Source organism: Bradyrhizobium acaciae (assembly GCF_020889785.1).
Classification (GTDB): domain Bacteria; phylum Pseudomonadota; class Alphaproteobacteria; order Rhizobiales; family Xanthobacteraceae; genus Bradyrhizobium; species Bradyrhizobium acaciae.
The window spans coordinates 78,633-96,314 of the sequence record NZ_JACMYK010000010.1 but is presented as its reverse complement, the minus strand read 5'-3'; the positions used below and the strand labels follow the sequence as shown (position 1 = coordinate 96,314).

General features: G+C 58.0%; 17 protein-coding genes and 1 pseudogene. 3 read left to right on the top strand and 15 right to left on the bottom strand.

Going from position 1 to position 17,682, the window contains the following annotated elements; genetic code table 11:
- The 4 genes from H8A92_RS07480 to H8A92_RS07465 all read right to left on the bottom strand — a co-directional run bounded on the left by H8A92_RS07480 (position 1) and on the right by H8A92_RS07465 (position 3,782).
- Positions 1–1,029 (bottom strand): agmatine deiminase family protein, encoded by a 1,029-nt coding sequence (locus H8A92_RS07480; protein ID WP_229195178.1) that lies wholly within the window; start codon positions 1,027–1,029, stop codon positions 1–3.
- On the bottom strand, positions 1,026–1,853 hold the full coding sequence (locus tag H8A92_RS07475) for a hypothetical protein (protein ID WP_229195177.1): 828 nt from the start codon (positions 1,851–1,853) through the stop codon (positions 1,026–1,028). The genes H8A92_RS07480 and H8A92_RS07475 overlap by 4 nt, the downstream gene beginning before the upstream one ends.
- 257 nt (positions 1,854–2,110) lie before the next feature.
- Complete coding sequence (locus tag H8A92_RS07470) at positions 2,111–2,845, bottom strand: hypothetical protein (RefSeq protein ID WP_229195176.1); 735 nt, start codon at positions 2,843–2,845, stop codon at positions 2,111–2,113.
- A 46-nt stretch (positions 2,846–2,891) separates the two neighbouring features.
- A complete protein-coding gene (locus H8A92_RS07465) occupies positions 2,892–3,782 on the bottom strand; it encodes a hypothetical protein (protein WP_229195175.1) in 891 nt (296 codons plus the stop codon).
- Between the two features lie 77 nt (positions 3,783–3,859).
- Here H8A92_RS07465 and H8A92_RS07460 point away from each other — a divergent pair, with 77 nt between their 5' ends.
- Complete coding sequence (locus H8A92_RS07460) at positions 3,860–4,093, top strand: helix-turn-helix domain-containing protein (protein ID WP_229195174.1); 234 nt, start codon at positions 3,860–3,862, stop codon at positions 4,091–4,093.
- A gap of 518 nt (positions 4,094–4,611) precedes the next feature.
- On the opposite strand, the gene H8A92_RS07455 is transcribed toward H8A92_RS07460, so the two are convergent.
- Positions 4,612–5,001 (bottom strand): hypothetical protein, encoded by a 390-nt coding sequence (locus H8A92_RS07455; protein ID WP_229195173.1) that lies wholly within the window; start codon positions 4,999–5,001, stop codon positions 4,612–4,614.
- Between the two features lie 347 nt (positions 5,002–5,348).
- Here H8A92_RS07455 and H8A92_RS07450 point away from each other — a divergent pair, with 347 nt between their 5' ends.
- Complete coding sequence (locus tag H8A92_RS07450; RefSeq protein WP_229195172.1) at positions 5,349–7,226, top strand: recombinase family protein; 1,878 nt, start codon at positions 5,349–5,351, stop codon at positions 7,224–7,226.
- A 1,014-nt stretch (positions 7,227–8,240) separates the two neighbouring features.
- Positions 8,241–8,729, top strand: a complete 489-nt coding sequence (locus H8A92_RS07445) for a rolling circle replication-associated protein (RefSeq protein ID WP_229195171.1) — start codon at positions 8,241–8,243, stop codon at positions 8,727–8,729.
- Between the two features lie 154 nt (positions 8,730–8,883).
- Here H8A92_RS07445 and H8A92_RS07440 read toward each other — a convergent pair whose 3' ends face one another.
- The 10 genes and pseudogenes from H8A92_RS07440 to rsmI all read right to left on the bottom strand — a co-directional run bounded on the left by H8A92_RS07440 (position 8,884) and on the right by rsmI (position 17,595).
- On the bottom strand, positions 8,884–9,234 hold the full coding sequence (locus tag H8A92_RS07440) for a hypothetical protein (protein WP_229195170.1): 351 nt from the start codon (positions 9,232–9,234) through the stop codon (positions 8,884–8,886).
- Between the two features lie 405 nt (positions 9,235–9,639).
- Positions 9,640–11,400 carry a DNA polymerase gene (locus H8A92_RS07435; protein WP_229195169.1) on the bottom strand — a complete coding sequence of 587 codons (1,761 nt, stop codon included), beginning with the start codon at positions 11,398–11,400 and terminating at the stop codon, positions 9,640–9,642.
- A gap of 66 nt (positions 11,401–11,466) precedes the next feature.
- Positions 11,467–12,096: a hypothetical protein gene (locus tag H8A92_RS07430; protein WP_229195168.1), complete on the bottom strand. Its 630-nt coding sequence runs from the start codon at positions 12,094–12,096 to the stop codon at positions 11,467–11,469.
- A gap of 12 nt (positions 12,097–12,108) precedes the next feature.
- Complete coding sequence (locus H8A92_RS07425) at positions 12,109–12,423, bottom strand: hypothetical protein (RefSeq protein ID WP_229195167.1); 315 nt, start codon at positions 12,421–12,423, stop codon at positions 12,109–12,111.
- Positions 12,424–12,511: 88 nt separating this feature from the next.
- Positions 12,512–13,123, bottom strand: a complete 612-nt coding sequence (locus tag H8A92_RS07420; protein WP_229195166.1) for a hypothetical protein — start codon at positions 13,121–13,123, stop codon at positions 12,512–12,514.
- 249 nt (positions 13,124–13,372) lie between these two features.
- Positions 13,373–14,029: pseudogene (locus tag H8A92_RS07415) on the bottom strand (magnesium chelatase domain-containing protein); the annotation flags it as partial.
- Positions 14,030–14,135: 106 nt separating this feature from the next.
- On the bottom strand, positions 14,136–15,107 hold the full coding sequence (locus H8A92_RS07410) for an MBL fold metallo-hydrolase (protein WP_229195165.1): 972 nt from the start codon (positions 15,105–15,107) through the stop codon (positions 14,136–14,138).
- 186 nt (positions 15,108–15,293) lie between these two features.
- On the bottom strand, positions 15,294–16,241 hold the full coding sequence (gene gshB / locus H8A92_RS07405) for a glutathione synthase (RefSeq protein WP_229195164.1): 948 nt from the start codon (positions 16,239–16,241) through the stop codon (positions 15,294–15,296).
- Positions 16,242–16,271: 30 nt separating this feature from the next.
- A complete protein-coding gene (locus H8A92_RS07400; protein ID WP_229195163.1) occupies positions 16,272–16,655 on the bottom strand; it encodes a YraN family protein in 384 nt (127 codons plus the stop codon).
- Positions 16,642–17,595, bottom strand: a complete 954-nt coding sequence (gene rsmI / locus H8A92_RS07395) for a 16S rRNA (cytidine(1402)-2'-O)-methyltransferase (RefSeq protein ID WP_229195162.1) — start codon at positions 17,593–17,595, stop codon at positions 16,642–16,644. The genes H8A92_RS07400 and rsmI overlap by 14 nt, the downstream gene beginning before the upstream one ends.
- Positions 17,596–17,682: the final 87 nt, after the last annotated feature.

Below are 17,682 nucleotides of genomic sequence, written 5' to 3'. Positions count from 1 at the left end.
CTAGGAGCTGATCGGTACCGGTTGCACGAGACAGCGAACGCCGCCGCCGCCGCTCGCCAGGGAATTTATGTTCACCACGGCAATCTCTCGTGCCGGAAATGCCCGGCGTATGGCCTGCTGAGCTTCAAAGTCCCCTTTCTCGTCGCCAAAGGCCGGCATGATGACTGCACCATTGGGCGTGTACACATTCAGGTAGCTGCCAGCAAACATCGAATTGCGTGTCTTGAGATTGCGAGGCGGCGAAATCAGAACAACGCTCGCTTTTGGATCTATTTGAAGCAGAGCGGCTCGGATGGAGCCAATGTCTGCTGATCTTGCGGACGCATTCTGCTCGTGATCGGCGGTTTGAATGATAACGTCGCCCGACTCGGTGGGAAGGACATACCCATCCACATGACCGTTCGTGATGATCTCGTCTTCATCACCCTCCAACCATATTACCCTTGAGGCACCCAGCTCTATTAGAGCCCGCTCAATCTCAGACTGGCTTACATTCGGGTTTCGCTGCTTATGAAGCAAGCAGCTTCTTGAGGTGTATACGACACCGTTCCCGTCAATTACTAACGCCCCTCCCTCGGCAATAAAAGGCGCAGCGTAAACGCTGGTCCCGAACAAGTGGCTCCCTAAGCTGGCAAGCCGATCACCCGGCCGGGACTCCCGATATTCGCTGTTGCCCCAGCCGTTGAAGTTAAGATCGATTGGCACAGCATGGTTGCCACGCATTGCGTAGACCGGCGCAATGTCACGCATCCATATATCATCCACAGGTGCACTTACGATTTCAACGTTTCGACCAGCGAAGCATGACTGCGCCTCACTGATCGCCTGCGGCGGCGTAAGGAGCCGCACTGGTTCATAACGGGAGATGACTACGATCAAATCAAGCAGCTCCTGTTTGGCGGAGCGCAGCAACGAGTCCCATTCCGGATGAAATGCCCACGCCATCCAGCAATACGAGTGCTCGGCCCAATCCGGGACTAGACGAAGACTGTTGCTCGACGTCGCCCGCGCCTTGATGGAAATACTCACGCGCGCACTCCGAATGTTACGAACCGATGTTCAGCAAGTGAGCGCATTGCGATGTGCCGATCACGGTCTGAAGAAGCCAACGAGAAGCCCAAATCGCGGATCGCCATTACAAATTCATGTGATCTCTCTTCAATGGACAACTCAGCTCGTCCAGCGAGAGACTGATCGCTCGCCAATAGCCAATAATCGCAGGCTCGCAATGTACTGCGCGCGAGAGCGGATAACCCATGCGGCGGCTCGAATTCTGAATCGAGTTCGCAGAGGTCAGGAAAACTATAGTCGACGCCAACGATGTGAGTGTAGTGGCGGCGCAACAAGGGAATGATGTCCAGCCAGTGCAGGCGGGTCAGCCCACAAGAACTAAGATCGACAACTGCTGTGCGGGGTCCAGTTGCATAGAGGGAGGCTGGCTCGAATTGCTTAAAAAGCATTTCAATGGAGGAGAATAGACCACCCGAGCTACCAACGTGAGCTGCGGCGTTGGAGCCTAGGATCGGCTTGAACACAAAATATTCTTCAATTGCAGAAAGAATTTCGGCAATCGATTGTGACAGCCCTTTAGCGCCACGGATGTCATCCCAGACAACCGCCCTCCCGAGTTGCTTTGGTAGTTGCGCGAGATCGAGCGTTCCAATTTGACCTGTCCAAACATCGACGACGGCGCTTGGATGGTTTCCTGGCTCTCGCGTGATAACGCACAGCTCAGCGAGGCCATCGTTCGAATCGTCATATGTGGCCGCAGCTGCCCGGTTCAAAGCTGCTGAGCCAATCGATGCAGCAAACAACTGACCAATGAATCGTCGTCGGCTATGTTTCATCATCATGCCGACGAAGCTACGAAATATATAGTATGCGTCAAATAACTTTCATCTCGTAGGAGAAGTTGATTACTGACGACGAAGTCATGCAAGCTCTTGCCCCTTCCAGTTCGAGGAGTTTCGGTTTTCGGCGAGCCTCCTGTCGAGAATGGAGACGAGATCGAGAGAATGTCGGATGCCTAACGTCCATCTCGAGGTATTCAGCCTGAACTAAGTCACCGGGCTTCTAATCCGCAACCAGCCGGTCGCGGTCTGACTCTACATCAACCTTGCGGTTCATTCGCGTATGCAATCGTCTTCAAAGCCTTATTGGCATCGCCGCGACCTTGGTAAAGGCCGAGTAACTCGCCTTTGTCGTCAATCTCTTTGATCCGATAAAGCGTCCAGCGTTTATCCTTGCCCTGCACAATGCGGAAGGTCCGACCATTGCGACGACAATAGAAGGCCTCAGACTTATCGATTCGAGTCCACCCGCAGTCCGCACCGGAGAGAAAACGCTGCTCGAGCTTTATTCGGCCTTCCTCCTTCCACCGACGATAGTTTTCCTCCTGCTCCCGCCTGAGCCTATCTTCTTCGCGCTCTAGGTGCTCTTGAAGTGCTCCAATGATTGCGACCATTTCAGTGCCCTGCGCCTTTTCCGAGTGAAACAGGGCCTGACAGCCTTCCCTAAGAGCATCGTTGGGGTAGGTCGTGTACGGCTCCTCCCAGATCGCACGTAAACGCTGCTCGACGTCTATCTTTGTCAGCGAGGGACCGGGCAAGTCATTTAGAAAGGTCCGAAGGTCTTCTATCGGTATCCAGCACGGAGCTGCAGCTTTTACGATCTCCTCCCGTTGAGCTTCCCACTTTTTCCATACCGAACCTGCTCGATCGACCGTGCTTATAATCTCACGTGCAAGCTTATGTACGCTGTGGGGATCACGCAGGTGCTGCAATGAGGGGCTCTTCACATAATCGAAGAGGAGTGAGGCCACGGCGTACCGGCGATCGCTATCCATATGCGTGCCCGTATTCCCACTCACTCAATGGATTGCCAAGTAGGAGTTACTTGGCTTTGAGCAGGGATGCTACCTCGGCAACCTTCTTCTCCAGATATGAGCCATGGCATGGCGAGTAACCGCCTGGCACGACACCCACCCACTCCGCTGGAAGTAAGCAGGTCAATGGTCCTGATCCCGACCCATATTGTCCTACAGAGTCGATGTCGGACTGAAGGTCTTGGGCTCGGAAATTCTCTAGCCCAACCTTGGTTGCCAACTGTGCCAAGCCTTGGTCGGTCATGTCGTCTACCTTGGATGCAGCGGCCTCCTTTAGTTTGATACCGTTGTCGAGTAGCCTTCCATTGAGCGCGCCCAACTGATCCGCATAGAAACCGCTTGAAGCATTGGCGATAGCCAGAGAAGCAACGAATTGCTTAACGCACGCGACCGTCGCAGCAGCGCCCCTCTTCGATTCAAGTTCATCTTTGATGGTGCGGATACGGAGCTGATCGCTCTTTGATGTTGCTCCAGCTTCACTAGCCTGCAACCGACTCAACACCTTATCTTGGTAGAGCCCAACGACCTCGCGACACTGGGCAAATGCTTTTGCGAAGATCGGTTTCGCCAGAATGTTAGCATTCATCCACGCGGCAAATTCCACTACTGACCGATCGGGGCCTCCAAAAGAGGGGCTGGTCACAGACGCCTCACCAGCGGGGCTGAGACAGAACTCCTTAATCGTCACAAGCCTTGGATCGGACGGACGGACTCCTGCCGCTATGAGAGCATCGAGGTTGGCGCCCTGCTCTTGGCGTAGCTGATTATCGACACAGGCTCTTAGACCCTGAGGTAGGGAGCTCCACTCCCGCGCAGCCAGCGTCGGCTGCTGAGCGAACGCCGTCAGCGGCAAAAGCAACATCGTCAAAGCGAATAAAGTCAAAGAACGAGATATCATGATCGCCTCCCAAAATCTGGATATTTTGTCGATTTAAAGCGGTGGGTCAATAAGCGACAGCCTGATCATTTTGGCCCATGGATTGGCGCCAGGTGGTCGCAGCTAACTTGCGGAGGCTTCGGCGAGAACGAGGATTCTCGCAGGAGACGCTGGCGTATGAGGCTGACATCAATCGTACGTACATCAGCAAACTGGAGAAGGGATCGACCTGGGCCGGCTTGGAGATTCTGGTAAAGCTGTCGACCGTGCTTCAGGTTGAGCCCGCCGACTTCCTCCAGCGTCCAATCCGGAAGGCGGCCAGGAAGGCTTAGTCCGAACGGCTTTTCTCCGGCGGTCGACAACGAAGTATCAGAATCAGGAGGATCAAGCCGCTCGTGATGAGCTGCAGCACGGTCACGCTAATGGCGACCAGTAGACTTCCTGTCGCCCTCCAAGTGTACCAAACCGACCAAGTTAATCCGATAAGGCCCGTCAACTCTGCAGCCCAGAGCAGCGTCTCATAGAGGTCGTTAATCGCTCCCGGCGTGTGCACCGCACCAGCGATGACAGCCAACACTCCAACAGCAAGTCCTGAAATGAGCACCACGTAAGTGGATGCGAGCGACCAATAGCGGAGCCCGAGGTAGTGTAGCGACCTCACCGTCGTTACAATCCACACGAGGAAGGCAAGCGGGCCTGAAAGCAAAGCAATAGCGCGAAGTAGGGGCCCTCCGAAAGCGAGCGATGCCCAAACTAGACACGGCGCTGCTGTCACGCAAAACACGAGACAGAGCACCGCGATCATTGAGCAATGGTGGGCGTCGCGCCTGAACATTGAGATGTCCGGCGATCAGCCCCGACCTGCCTTCTTTTCTTTCGCAGTCTTGAAGTTCGACCTCACAGCATTGGCGCAGACGGACAAAGCCTCGTCTAGCCCGCCGGCAACGGCGATCGTCTTGATCTGATCCAGCTGCTCGATGAGATCGTCCCAGCTCGATGCTTTCAGAGTTGCCTTTCCCTTTTCCAATTCCAGGGGCGTCTTGCCATACCGCAGGGCATAAAATATCGCGCCGTTCTCAACCCAGAACGCCTCCCGACTGATCCGCTTCCCCTCCCTAAAGAGGGCAACCTTCGTGATCTGCTGTTCGATGCTGGCAGTGAACTTATTGCGCCGCTGAAGGATCGGCGTATTAGCAGTCGGCTTCTGAACGGAAACCAGAGAGATCGTCGCTCGTGCCATGATGGGCTCCTTCGTTAATGATGGAGCCGCCGTCTCCTGAATTCGGCACTTGGGCAACAGCGATTCGTCGCGAATACCTGAAGTCGGCTATCCGCACGGTATTAGCGTGATTTTGACGTTCCGAACGGGATCGAGGCAGTTGGCAGATCGCTCTTTTTTCTCTTTCTGGTGCCTTAGCGGGGCCAATCAGACCTTCCTGCGACGCGGTCCTCACAGCAGCTTTCGACACTAAGCAGACTGAATGCCGGCAGGAATTCTTCTCTGCTCAAGCACGATTGCTGGATATAAAGAATCAATGGCAACCCTGAGCTGCCTGGGGCAGCGACAGATAGCGGAGGGCAATTACAATGTCCTACGATCCCGCGCCGAGCGCCAATGGTCCCGTCCGCGCCGCGCAATATCTGCGAATGTCGTCAGAAAACCAGCGCTACTCAACCGAAAATCAGCGGAATGCGATTGCAGAGTATGCCGAGCAGCGCGGATACGAAATAGTTGCCTCCTACATTGACGCGGGAAAAAGTGGGCTTTCCTTAAAAGGAAGAGATGCCCTCAGGCAGCTCCTCAGCGATGCTCTAGGCTCAAAACGGTTGTTCGAGGCCATCCTGGTTCTCGACGTGAGCAGATGGGGTCGCTTTCAAAACCCTGATCAAGCCGCGCACTACGAATTTTTGTGCCGCCAAGCAGGTATCAGCGTGGTCTACTGCGCTGAGCCTTTTGGGGAGGATGTCGCTCCCGTCACGACCATCGTCAAGCATTTGAAGCGTGTGATGGCCGGTGAGTATAGTCGGGAGCTCTCGGGCAAGTTGGCTCGTGCCAAGCGCCAGCAAGCTGAGCTGGGTTTTCGCCAGGGTGCTCGGGTCCCTTACGGCTTTCGGCGAGTGCTGGTCGATCCAGGGCGCAATCCTAAACAGCTCTTGAAGGACGGGGAAAGAAAAGCCCTGAGCAACGATAAAGTCGTCGTCGTCCCCGGCCCGCCCGAAGAACTGCGAGTAGTAAGACGCATTTTCCGAATGTACGTGCTCAACGAACTTTCGATCACTGAGATCGCACGACGCCTTGCCGACGAGGACTTAAGAGGACATGCGGGCAATTTTCTTACCCCTGCAATTGTTCGTACAGTCCTGTCGAGCGAACTATGCATCGGTCGGATGACGTACAATCGGACGATTCATAGGCTGCAAAATCCGGTGATTAAGAACCCTGAGTCTGCATGGACGAGGTTTGCCGCTTTTAAGCCGGTCGTACCGGTTGCGTTGTACGCGAAGGCCCAGGAGCGCCTAGCGCGGCGCAGATTGTGGGACAAGGAAACGATCAAGGCCGCCTTGAAACAGTTGCTGGCCCGCGAAGGATATCTGAAGCAAAAGTCAATCGAGAATGCAAAAGACGTCCCGTCGGCGGAGACCGTGGCCGCTCACTTCGGTTCGCTTTATGCCGCATACGAAGCTGTCGGATACAGGCCGCCTCCCGTATCTCCATTTGGGAACAATGGAAAGCATTGGAGCAAAAAGGAGATATTGGCGGGATTGCGAAAACTGCACGCGGCTCGTGGGTACATCACGAACAGACTAATCAACAAAAGCGACTGCCTTCCCTCAAATAACTACATTCGGCGACACCTCGGTTCTTTAGCCAACGCACTCGGGGAGGCTGGACTGCCAGTCATACCTCACAGTGAAGTACAAAAGCACAGCTGGGAACGCCGTAAGAAAGCCGGCTGTGATGAATACTACCATGGCATTCGCTGGACCGACACACGGCTTCTCCGCGCCTTACGTCGGCTTGAGCAGCAGTTTGGATATACGTCAGCCAACTTGATTGATCAGAATGGAAGCACGCCCAAAAGTGGATACTATGTCAAACGCTTCGGATCGATTACCAAGGCGAGAAAACTAGCCAAGCTACCACGTCGCAGCCATTCGGATATCACGCTCGCAGCCTGCAAGCGGAGGAAAGAAGGCACCCTCATTAGGAGACAGTGGCAGGATTCTAACCGCATACCCGTCTTGCGCTATCGTTCTGAGGATATATTGCGCGGCCTGCGAGCATTGGCACGGCGAGAGGGTAAAATAACAATCGCACTCATTGATGATGAACCGAACTTACCGGCAGCGACGACGGTGATCCATCATTTTGGCTCGATTTCACGAGCATATCGCTTAGCTGGACTGGTGCGGCTCGATGGTTGGCCAATGCGACATGGCTTACCAGGGCCTCAACGAGGTTAGGTCAGTAGTTGGCCCTTAGCGGCCCGTCGCTTTCCTACCCGGGCGTTCGATCTGCTAACCAAGGCAGACCCGACCATTACTCGGCGACTAACCAAGACAGGCTACGCTTTCCAAGCCAGGACATCGCAGCCGCAAAAGCGACCGAAATCAGAACCGTGAGCGTCCGCGGGCGGTGCTAATGCTCGACGGTGCAATAGCAATTTCGGTGAATCGAAGTTTATGGCGGCTGCAAAGTGATAGAATTCCGTCTGCTCTGCACCGCGCCAGACCAAGCGCCAGCAGCTGATATCGCCCCCAAACGGCGGAATGACAGCGACCAACTAACCTAAATATCTCCATGTGCGGCGCAACGCTGCATCCCATTCGCGACGAACGGAGATATCATGGCTCGCAAGCCAACACGCTGGCACAAGCCAGCATTACGACTTTCAAAAGCCACCAACATCGAAGAGCGCCTTATAGGCAACTATCCATCACACCTTCGTGGGATGGCGACGAACCGATATGGCGGCAGCAACCTCCAACATGAACGCGGACTGCGAGGTGGGACGTATGGACCGGCAAGTCCTGCTCGCGTGTACACCGAAGAGCAGCGGAAGCAATACGAGAGCGATCTACGTCAACGTGGAGAGCTCTCATGAATCGCTCACCTTCAGTGTCGCGATCGCTTTGGGACGAGTCAGAGCATTCATCCTCCACACCGTTGATCGAGCAACCTGCACCGCTAGAACGGCGCAAGACGTATCGCCAACGATATCCAGGTTCGCTGCCAACTGACGTTCTCGAATGGCTTCAATTGAATAAGCCACAAAGCTTCGATGAGCTGATGGACTTACGGAGAGCATTGTACGCTCGCCGTACTACGGGTCAGTATCGAATTCGATTAGGTGGGCTCACATTGACCGGCGAGCAAAAGGTGCTTCTGACAGGCCCAACTAGTGCAGTCCTCATTCTCAGCGACAAGGCACGACACTTCCTGCTCCGCACACTCTGCCGATTGCGCAAGTCCGAACGTTGGCCGCCGATCAGATACTAATGCAAGCGCAGCTTTCGGCCTGCCGCGATGCTTTGGGGTGCTTGGTCAACGCGGTGCCATTCCAGAATCCCGTAGCAGTAACACTGACTATGAAGAAGCGTGTTGGAGCGCGAGTAGCAGATGACATCGTCGCGTCAGCAAACCTTCGGTTCTTCCGCGTGCGATTGGAAACCAGAGTGCTGGGTCGTGCCGCGAAGGTGCACGGCAAGCGATTGCGCATGGTCTGCGTCTTGGAAATGAGTGCCGACCACCGGCTGCACTACCACTGCATATTTGAACGCCCCTACCACTGCTCCTTTGAACACTTCGAGGCGATCATTCGAGACCAATGGCCGAAGACCGACTTCGGCTATCACGAGGTAGACATCCAGGACCGGTCCGATGCCGGCTGGACTGACTACCTCCTCAAGCTGCGGCAGAAGAGCTCGCTGCTTGATTCCATAGATTGGACCAACTGCCACCTTTGATTGCCGGGCGAAAGGCCCCTCTCAGGCAACCGATCAACTTGTTCTGTGCAGAAGGCGTCTCGCGTGGAGGCGCTTTAATAGCTAATTGCAGGCTTAACTGATCTCTGCGTACGTGGGCGTAACGAAGAGTGCCCCACCAAAACCGACACGTTAGCTACCTTCTTGGCGATGGTTGTGGCCTCCTCCTAAGAACCGCTCTTATCAGCGCCAGGCGGTCTTCTGCATGCTGCATGTCCTCAGCTGCGAAAAGCCTCCCGCTTTGGCCGAACTCGATGACCGTCTGCTCAATGGAATAACGAAGCAAGCCGTGATCGAACAGCACACGCAGTCCCTTCGGAAATCGGCCCAAATTCTGAGGCGTGGGCGCGATCAGTTGCTTGGCAGTCCCATAGGCGCCCAGCTCCCGGACGAGGTTGCGGAGGCCCAGAAACGGGTATCCGGTAATCTTCGCCGCCTCACAAATTCGTTGCTGAACGATCGCTTCAAATTCGTCTTCGTCAGTCATTTCAGACCCCCTGGGCAACGACCATCGCTATCTTTGCCGACCTTCCACGACGCTGTTCGACCGTCACGAGGCCTGCGCCAATGAGATGTTTGAGGGCTCTCGACTTCGCATCCTTGTCGATGCCAAGCGCGCCAAGCAGTTCTGCCGGGACGGTGGCACAAGAGCTTCTCGTAAGATCGCACCGGTGCCGGATGGCCAAGTAAAGCGCCAACGATTGCCCAGGAAGCTGTGCAGCCCTGCAGATTGCAGCAAGCGGTATGGGCCCCTTCAAAAACCGTTCTCGGACGCGCTCAGCCCTCGCAAGGGCCAATGCTGTCGGTATCTCACGTTCATTTGTTTGCATTGGCACAAGTAGACTCGGATTAGATGTGGCGGGTTCGTGCGAGCGCGAATGGACCTTCGCCGCTAGGCGACGCTTGTGAGCGAGCAAATCGCGTCGGGTCGGTCGATCAGTCGGACGACTCTGTTCCACATGTCGATGCCGCGCTCATCCATGTAGCGGTCGGGATATCGGATAACCTTCGCGTCAGTACGAATGTTGATACCCCCTGTTACGACCCGCCCAGCCATAGCCATCAGTTGACGCATGCGTTCGACTTCGTGATCAAGCTGCTCGATCGGCGCTGCAATCAGGAATGCGTCATGGACAGGAGCGCAAACCGCAATTCCAGCCTCTGTGGCGGCTATGGCGGCAGTCCGCATCATCTCGGCCCCATTAGCTTGCATCGGGAAGTTCATCAGCGAGGTCGGGCGATCGAGAGAGCCAATCGTGCGACGCCATCCGAAAAGCGACGTCATCTCATTGTTGAGCAGTGCGGACGTGACAGTGTCTTCGCTCCAGCGCCAATAGCGAGGGTATGCAATGCGGTGGCGTTGAATAAGCTCAGTTGCCTGGACAGGAGCAATGCCCGCCTGGTAGGCCATCCTTTCCGCTCCGAGCCCATAGTTAAGCCCAAGTACGACGGTCTTGCAGACGTCGCGAACTCGGGCGTGAGATTCGCGGGTGGCCTCAGCGGGTACAAACCCTGCCTGCTTGCCAAATGCGAGATAGGGATCGCCGCTTTCGTATGCTTCAATTAGACCAAGGTCACCGGACAACCCTGCGGCTATGCCGATTTCCTGCGATGCGAAATCAACATAGGCCAACCCCCAGCCTTCGGGCGGCCGTATAATCCCCCGCTGCCATGCGGCAAGCCCAAACGCGAACCGTTTGGCAGACGGCTGATTGCGACCGGTTTTGGAGGCAAACGGAGCCAAAAGGGTCCGATTGCGACCGTCTGGACCTACCGGAAGGTCGGGCAAGTGCATGCTAGTCAGAGCCTGCCTGAGCTCGCGCAGCGGCTTCAGCACCGGCCAGATCGACGCCTGCTCCTTGAAGGTTTCGTCGTCGAGTTTCAGCAAGCCGGCGTCGGTGCGCGGCCAAGGGATGCCGTGAACGCGCAGCCACTCGTCGAACCGACCGCGCTTGAACCTCAAGCCATCATAAACGCCGTAGTCAGAATCGACGGTCTTGACCAGCTCTACGCGAGCGAGTCGCCAACCTTCGACAAAGCTCTGGCGGAGTTCGGTGTCGATCGGGATGCCGGTACGCTCCATTTTCGCTATGGCCGCCATGTATCGGCCTCGCAGCAGTGCTCGCGGGAGGTCCAAAGTCGTAGACATGGCGCCGAGAAGGATTGCGAGCGCGTCCACGTCTGACTCGCAATAGTCCAGAATCTCGGTCCGCTCGTTTTCTGACCATGACGATTGGTACATAACCTTATCTCGCATCGCATCCTTCGCGGCGACGTCGATGCGAGCTAGACCTCGCCAGGCCAGGGCGCCCAGCAGACCGTTCCCAGTCGGCAGCTGCAGACCGTTAGTCTGGACACGATGCTCGGCAAACAGGTCAATTACGGATGAAGGCAGTCGCCAGCCGAGTTCGAGCATGCAGCCCAACTCTGCGGAGGCATAAAAGGCGACCATGGCGTCCGTCGGACCAACCGGAAAAGGGCACTCGCGGAGATTTGTAAGCTCGTCCCGCCAGTACCGGCGCACTTCGCCCGAGCGGTAATCACGAACAACCATACAAACCACATCGGGACGGCTACCGTTCAGCGCACGAAATTCAAAATCGACCAGTGACACGCGAGCGAACGCGTCCAGCTGCCCGCCCAAGGTGGACATGATCGGTACCCACATTTTTTTAACTGCTAGGAAGAAGACGGCGGGTTTGCCCGCCGCCTTTAGTTCTTAGATCCGGCCGAGGATCTTGTTGAAGATAGGGTGGTCCTGACTCGAGATCACATGATCCTTGAACGCGAGGTCCAGAAGTTCGTTGAACGGCTTCTCGGGCCACTTCGGGTCCCCAAGCTGCCCCTCCGCCGCAAAGATTCTGTATCCCGACAAAGCCATGTCAGCCTGAATGCGGATCCACTGGGTCTTTGCCAAATGGGCCGCCGTCATAGCCGTGGTCTGCCAGCCACTTTGCGCGGTGGCATCGCTCGCGACCTTGAGCGGGAAGATGCCAACCATCTTCTGCTTCGTGATGAACGGAACCAGCGTTGCGACCGAAACGTCGGTCACCGCACGCAGAAGAGGGAGCATCTTAGGCGCCACGAAGTAGTGCTCCCGCGTTTCGCGATCCTCGTAGAGCACTGCCGTGAAGCTATTCTCGTCGCCGGGACGAACACGAAAATATTCGTGCTTCTGTGGCTTACGGACCGGAATGCGCGTAAGAATCTCGTTCGCACCTTGAATCCCCATCTCCTCTTGCGAGAGCTTGAGCGCTTCAAGATCGTCAAAGAAGCCAGTTGCTCCTGAGCTGAGCTTAGGCTGTTCGATCGTGGCGGCAGTTTCGGTCGGTTTTTCAGATGTGGACATTTACCGCCCTCCTCACTCGACCGAGCGAGAACAGGAATGGCGTTGATCGGCGACCGTCACTTGACGATTGCCTTCCGAGGAGATCGCCGACGTCTCCGGCTTGTGCCGGTCCACGTACATCGTCTTCGGTTTGCGGCGCATTTGCTCGCGGAGGACCCGAAGAAGCTGGCCGCCGCTCGAAGGCTGTGTCGTCGGAAGCCGAAGCTTCCTGATGCGCTCAACGAGATTAACCCTGGCAGGGTCGTTGAACGATCTCTCGTTGGTGATCCGCTTACTTGATCCGTGGATCAAGTTCGTTGCGGGGCTGTCATCGCATGAGTAATCCATTGGTATCGTCCTTGCTGTTGAACGATTACCCATTCTCTCCAAGAGAAAGTCATTTAAAAATCTCGAATAAAATTTCTTTCAATGGCGGTCACGGCTTCCCGCCCTGACGCCAATCTGGACGAAAATTATTCAAAGCTTCCTCAGCGATTTCGGCCAGCGCTCGATCGATCTCCTTTCGCGGATTGAGCAGGTGCGCTGCGCTCTCGGTCAGAGCTGTATGCACGTACGTTTTTAGCGTGGTCACCTTCTTATTCAGGTAGTGCTTGGCGAGCTCTCGGGTTTCGGAATTCTCTTCGAGCACCTGCAACATTGCTGGTAGATCAGCAAGGCAATATCCAACGTCGGATGGCCAACCCTCCTCGATTCGCATTCTTCGGATCTGGTTCAGGTATAGCAGGAGTTCCACGTTGCTAATCGGGCCATCTTTTTTCGACGGCGCACCTCGCTGCTTGCCGCCAAAAATCTCATCCACCATGATGAATGTCAGAGCTCTCCAGTGGTCATGATTTGACACGTCCAATCTTCCAAGCTCGAACAATTTGTGTATGGGATGGCTTTTCTCCTCCAGCAACACATTCATTGCCTCTACCACCGACACTGACGAGCCAAGCTTCTGCGTATTCAGTACCTGCCGAATATTCGCCCGAATTTCCTTTCTTGCTGCTTGCATCTGGTTTTCAGCTTTGATTGCTTTATTCACGCAGATGCTCCTCTGCGACTCGTTGTCTGCTGATTCATTCCATTTCGATGGACCTGGTCACTCAATCCGAAGGGCCCGCAGCCGCTCTTACGGGCTGCCAAATGTTCGAACAAGATCAATGTTCCCTTTCACCCGGCCTTGGGATTCCGCGTCTCAACCCTGGTTCAAGACGGCAGCAAAGTTCTCCAAATCAATTAGACATCACGTGAAGGTGAGATGGCCAATTAATTCCAAATCAAAAGGCCATCACATCAGCAGATGATGCCCGCCGGCAGCCGCGATCTCGAGCGCGCGTTTTGCGCTTTCCTGGCCCTTGATGTCGCGCAGGTCCAAAAGCGTCTCCTCGCGCGCCTCGTTCTGGTCCTGCACCTTCGGCTGCGGCCGCGACAGCACCTGCGTGCCCTTGAAGTGATTGGCGATCTGGATCAGCGAGTGAGCTGCGATGATCTGGATGTCCGGGCTCGCCCAGGCGGCTTCCGAGCCGCAGGCGGCCGGACAGATCAGTCCCTCGTCGCGCGAATTGGCGCCGATTGCAGCCGGCAGCACGCCCGCAACGGCTGCGATCGAGCCGTCGAGCCCGAGTTCGCCCAGCACGGTGAAGCCGCTGAGCGCATCCGGCGGGATCGCTCCAATCGCGGCCATCAGGCCGAGCGCGATCGGCAGGTCGTAATGGCTGCCCTCCTTGGGCAGGTCGGCCGGGGCGAGGTTGACGGTGATGCGGCGGGCGGGAAGCGCGAGACCGGAGGCGATCAGCGCCGAGCGCACCCGCTCCCGGGCCTCCGACACCGCCTTGTCCGGCAGGCCGACGATCGCAAACGCCGGCAGTCCGGGTGCGACCTGCACCTGCACGTCGACTGCACGGGCCTCGATCCCCTCGAATGCGACGGTGGAAACGCGCTGGACCATGCTGCCCCTATCTTCCGCCACCCAAGGTAGCGGAGCGGGCTGCCGAGCGCAAGAACATTAAGGGAACATCCGGGGGCGACGGGCGCCGTCCCCGGATGCGCCGCGGTCAAAGCGTCATCTGCATCGGTTCCGGATAGTAATGGAACCCTTCGCCGGCCTTGGCGACGTGGCCGTAGCCCGGCCAGGCGAAGTGATAGGACATCACCGGCGTCTTGTTCGCAGCGAGCATCTCCAAGAGCTTGACCCGCGACGCCGCCGCCTGCTTCGGGTCGGTGTCGTAGGAGAACTCCATCCGCGGCCGCTCCAGCAGCAGCACCGCGTGATGCGAGAGGTCGCCGAGGAAGGCAAAGGATTTGCCGCCCGAACTCACCATGAAGATGGTGTGACCCACGGTGTGGCCGGGCGCCGCGATCGCCTGCACGCCGGGCAGGAATTCCTGGCCGTCCTTGAAGAACACGATGCGGTCGCGCACCGGCAGCAGGTTCTTGCGGGCGTGCACGACGAAGTCCTTCAACGGACTGCCCATCTTGCCTTCGTCGGTCCAGAAATCGAGATCGCTCTGCGCGATGTAGTATTGCGCATTCGGGAACAGCGGCTTGTCGTCGGCGCCGACGATGCCGCCGATGTGATCGATATGCGCGTGCGACAGCACGACGGCGTCGATGTCCTCCGGCTTGATGCCGGCTTCCTGCATGCTCTTCTGCTGCCGGCCGGTGGTCGGACCGAACGCCTTCGAGGTGCCCATGCCGGTATCGAACAGGATCAGCTTGTCACCCGTGTTGACGATCGGCGAATTCTGCTCGAGCACGACATTGTCGGGCGACAGGAAATTGTCGGAGAGCATCTTCTTCACTTCTTCCTTCGGCACGCCGGTGAAGGTGCCGGAGGGATCGCCGAGCGGAAGCGGGCCGTCGGAGACGACGGTCACTTCGGCATCGCCGAGCTCGAAGCGGTGCCAATAGGGAGTTTGCGTGCCGAGCTTCGGCGCGCGCGCCTGGGCGGTGCCGCCGAGCAATGTGCTGGCGCCGAGACCGGCACCGAGCGCGAGCAAGGATCGTCGTGAGACATTGAGCGTCATAACGTCTTCCTCCACAATTTTTATGAGTTTGTCGCGTTGTTGCCCGCGTTGGCCCGCCGCTTGACCTGACGCAGGCAAGAGGATGCTGCCCGCGCCTGCGCAAGCTGGCAAGTAGAATAAGGCGAACGCAGGTGCGACAAAGCCCTGGCTAAATTTCAGCCAGCATGTGCGGCGCACAAGGGAGGATTATTTCGCGGCGCGCTTCTTCTCGATGGTATCCCAGATCATCGCTGCGACATCGGGGCCGTTGAGCCGCTGAATGGCGCGGATGCCGGTGGGCGATGTGACATTGATCTCGGTCAGATTGCCGTCGATCACGTCGATGCCGACGAACAGCAGGCCGCGCTCGCGCAGCGCAGGTCCAAGCGTGGCGCAGATTTCGCGCTCGCGATCCGACAGCTCGGTCGCCTTGGCCGCACCGCCGCGAACCATGTTGGAGCGCAGGTCGTCCGCTGCCGGCACGCGATTGACCGCGCCGGCGAATTCGCCATCGACCAGGATGATGCGCTTGTCGCCGTGCTTCACCTCGGGGAGGAAGCGCTGGATCACCCAGGGCTCCTTGAAGGTGACCGAGAACATGTCGAACAGCGAACCGAAATTCATGTCCTGCGGCATCACGCGGAAGACCGCGGCGCCGCCATGGCCGTGCAACGGTTTCATGACGACGGCGCCGTGCTGGTCGCGGAAGGCGTTGATCTCGTCGAGGTCGCGCGAGATCAGGGTCGGCGGCATCAGCTGCGGGAAATTCATCACGAACAGCTTTTCCGGCGCGTTGCGCACGCTGGCAGGATTATTGACGACCAGCGTCTTCGGATGGATGCGTTCGAGAAAGTGGGTCGAGGTGATGTAGGCGAGGTCGAACGGCGGATCCTGCCGCAGCAGCACGACGTCGAAGCCGTTGAGCGCTTCGCGCTTCGGCTCGCCCAGCGTGAAATGATCGCCGACCTCGTCGCGCACGGTGAGCGGCTGCAGCGGCGCCACCAGCTCCTCGCCGCGCAGCGACAGTCTGTCGGGTGTGTAGTAGGAAATGCCGTGGCCGCGCTTCTGCGCCTCGAGCAGGAGCGCAAAGGTGGAATCGCCGCGGATGTTGATGCGCGCGATAGGATCCATCTGGACGGCGACGTTCAATTTCATGGGCGTGTCCCGCGAGGTCTGAGGGTAACTTTAAGTGCTTGCGTCGAATGCCGCTAACAGATGGCGCGGCAGGCTCCTCGGCGCAATCAGCACGGCGTCGAATCGGAGATCAAATTCGGCATGTTCGGGATGCGCCATCAGCCAGGCCTGGGCGGCATTGACGATGCGCTGCTGCTGGCGCGGCGTCACCGCATAGGCGGCGTCATCGAGGCTGGCCCGGGCCTTGACCTCGACGAAGGCAACGAGATTGCGCCGGCGCGCCACCAGGTCGATCTCGCCATAGGGGGTGCGGAAGCGCCGTGCGAGGATGCGATAGCCCTTGGCGATCAGAAGAGCGGCGGCGCGGCTCTCGGCCGAGATGCCGGTGCGGAACGCGGCAACGCGCTCGGGCGAGGCGCTGTCAGTTTTCGCCATCGCCGTCCCCGATGGTTTTCGCAAGCTCGAGCGCGCGGGCGTAGACTTCGCGGCGCGGCCGGCCCGACAGTTCGACGGCGTGCGCAACCGCATCCTTGACGCTGCCGCGCGCGAGCTGCGCGCGCAGGAGATCGTCGAGCGAATTCTCGTCCATCACCCCGGCATCATCGGCCGGCGGTCCGATCACCAGCACGAACTCGCCGCGGGTCTCCAGCGCGTCGGCGCCTGCCGCAAGCTCGGCGACCGGCGCGCGCTTGATCTCCTCGTGCAGCTTGGTCAGCTCGCGGCAGATCGCCGCGTCACGCCCGGCCATGATCGTGACGAGATCGCGCAGCGTGTCCTGCACGCGATTGCCGGATTCGAACATCACGAGCGTCGCATCGATCCGCGCCAGCTCACTGAGCCGTGCGCGCCGCGCGTGCTCCTTCGCCGGCAGAAATCCCTCGAAGAAAAACCGGTCGGTCGGCAGCGCCGCAACCGACAGCGCCGTCAGCACCGACGACGGCCCCGGCACCGCGATGACGGCATGTCCGGCGGCGCAGACCTCGCGCACCAGCTTGAAGCCGGGATCGGAAATCAGCGGGGTGCCCGCGTCGGAAACCAGCGCGATCGCGGCGCCCTGCGCCAGCCGCTCGAGGATCTTGGGCCGGGCCTGGGCCGCGTTGTGCTCGTGGTAGAGCGCGAGCTCCGCGGTGATCGCGTAACGTTCGGTCAGCCGGCGCGTAATCCTGGTGTCCTCGCAGGCGATGACGTCGACGCCCGCCAATGTCTCTAGCGCGCGCAGGGTGATGTCCGTGAGATTTCCGATCGGGGTCGCGACCAGATGGAGCCCGGGCCTGGCCTTGGGTGCGGCCAGATGCTGGCCGCCGATCGAAAATGTTCTGGCCGCAGCGCCTGCCGGGGCATCCGAACTGTGGAGGGAACTGGCTTTTGCGCGCATAATGCCAATCTAGAGGGATGGTAGCGCTTGCGCCACATCCGCAAAGGGGCGGTGACGGAACGCTGCCTTGACCAGGGAAATGGAGGC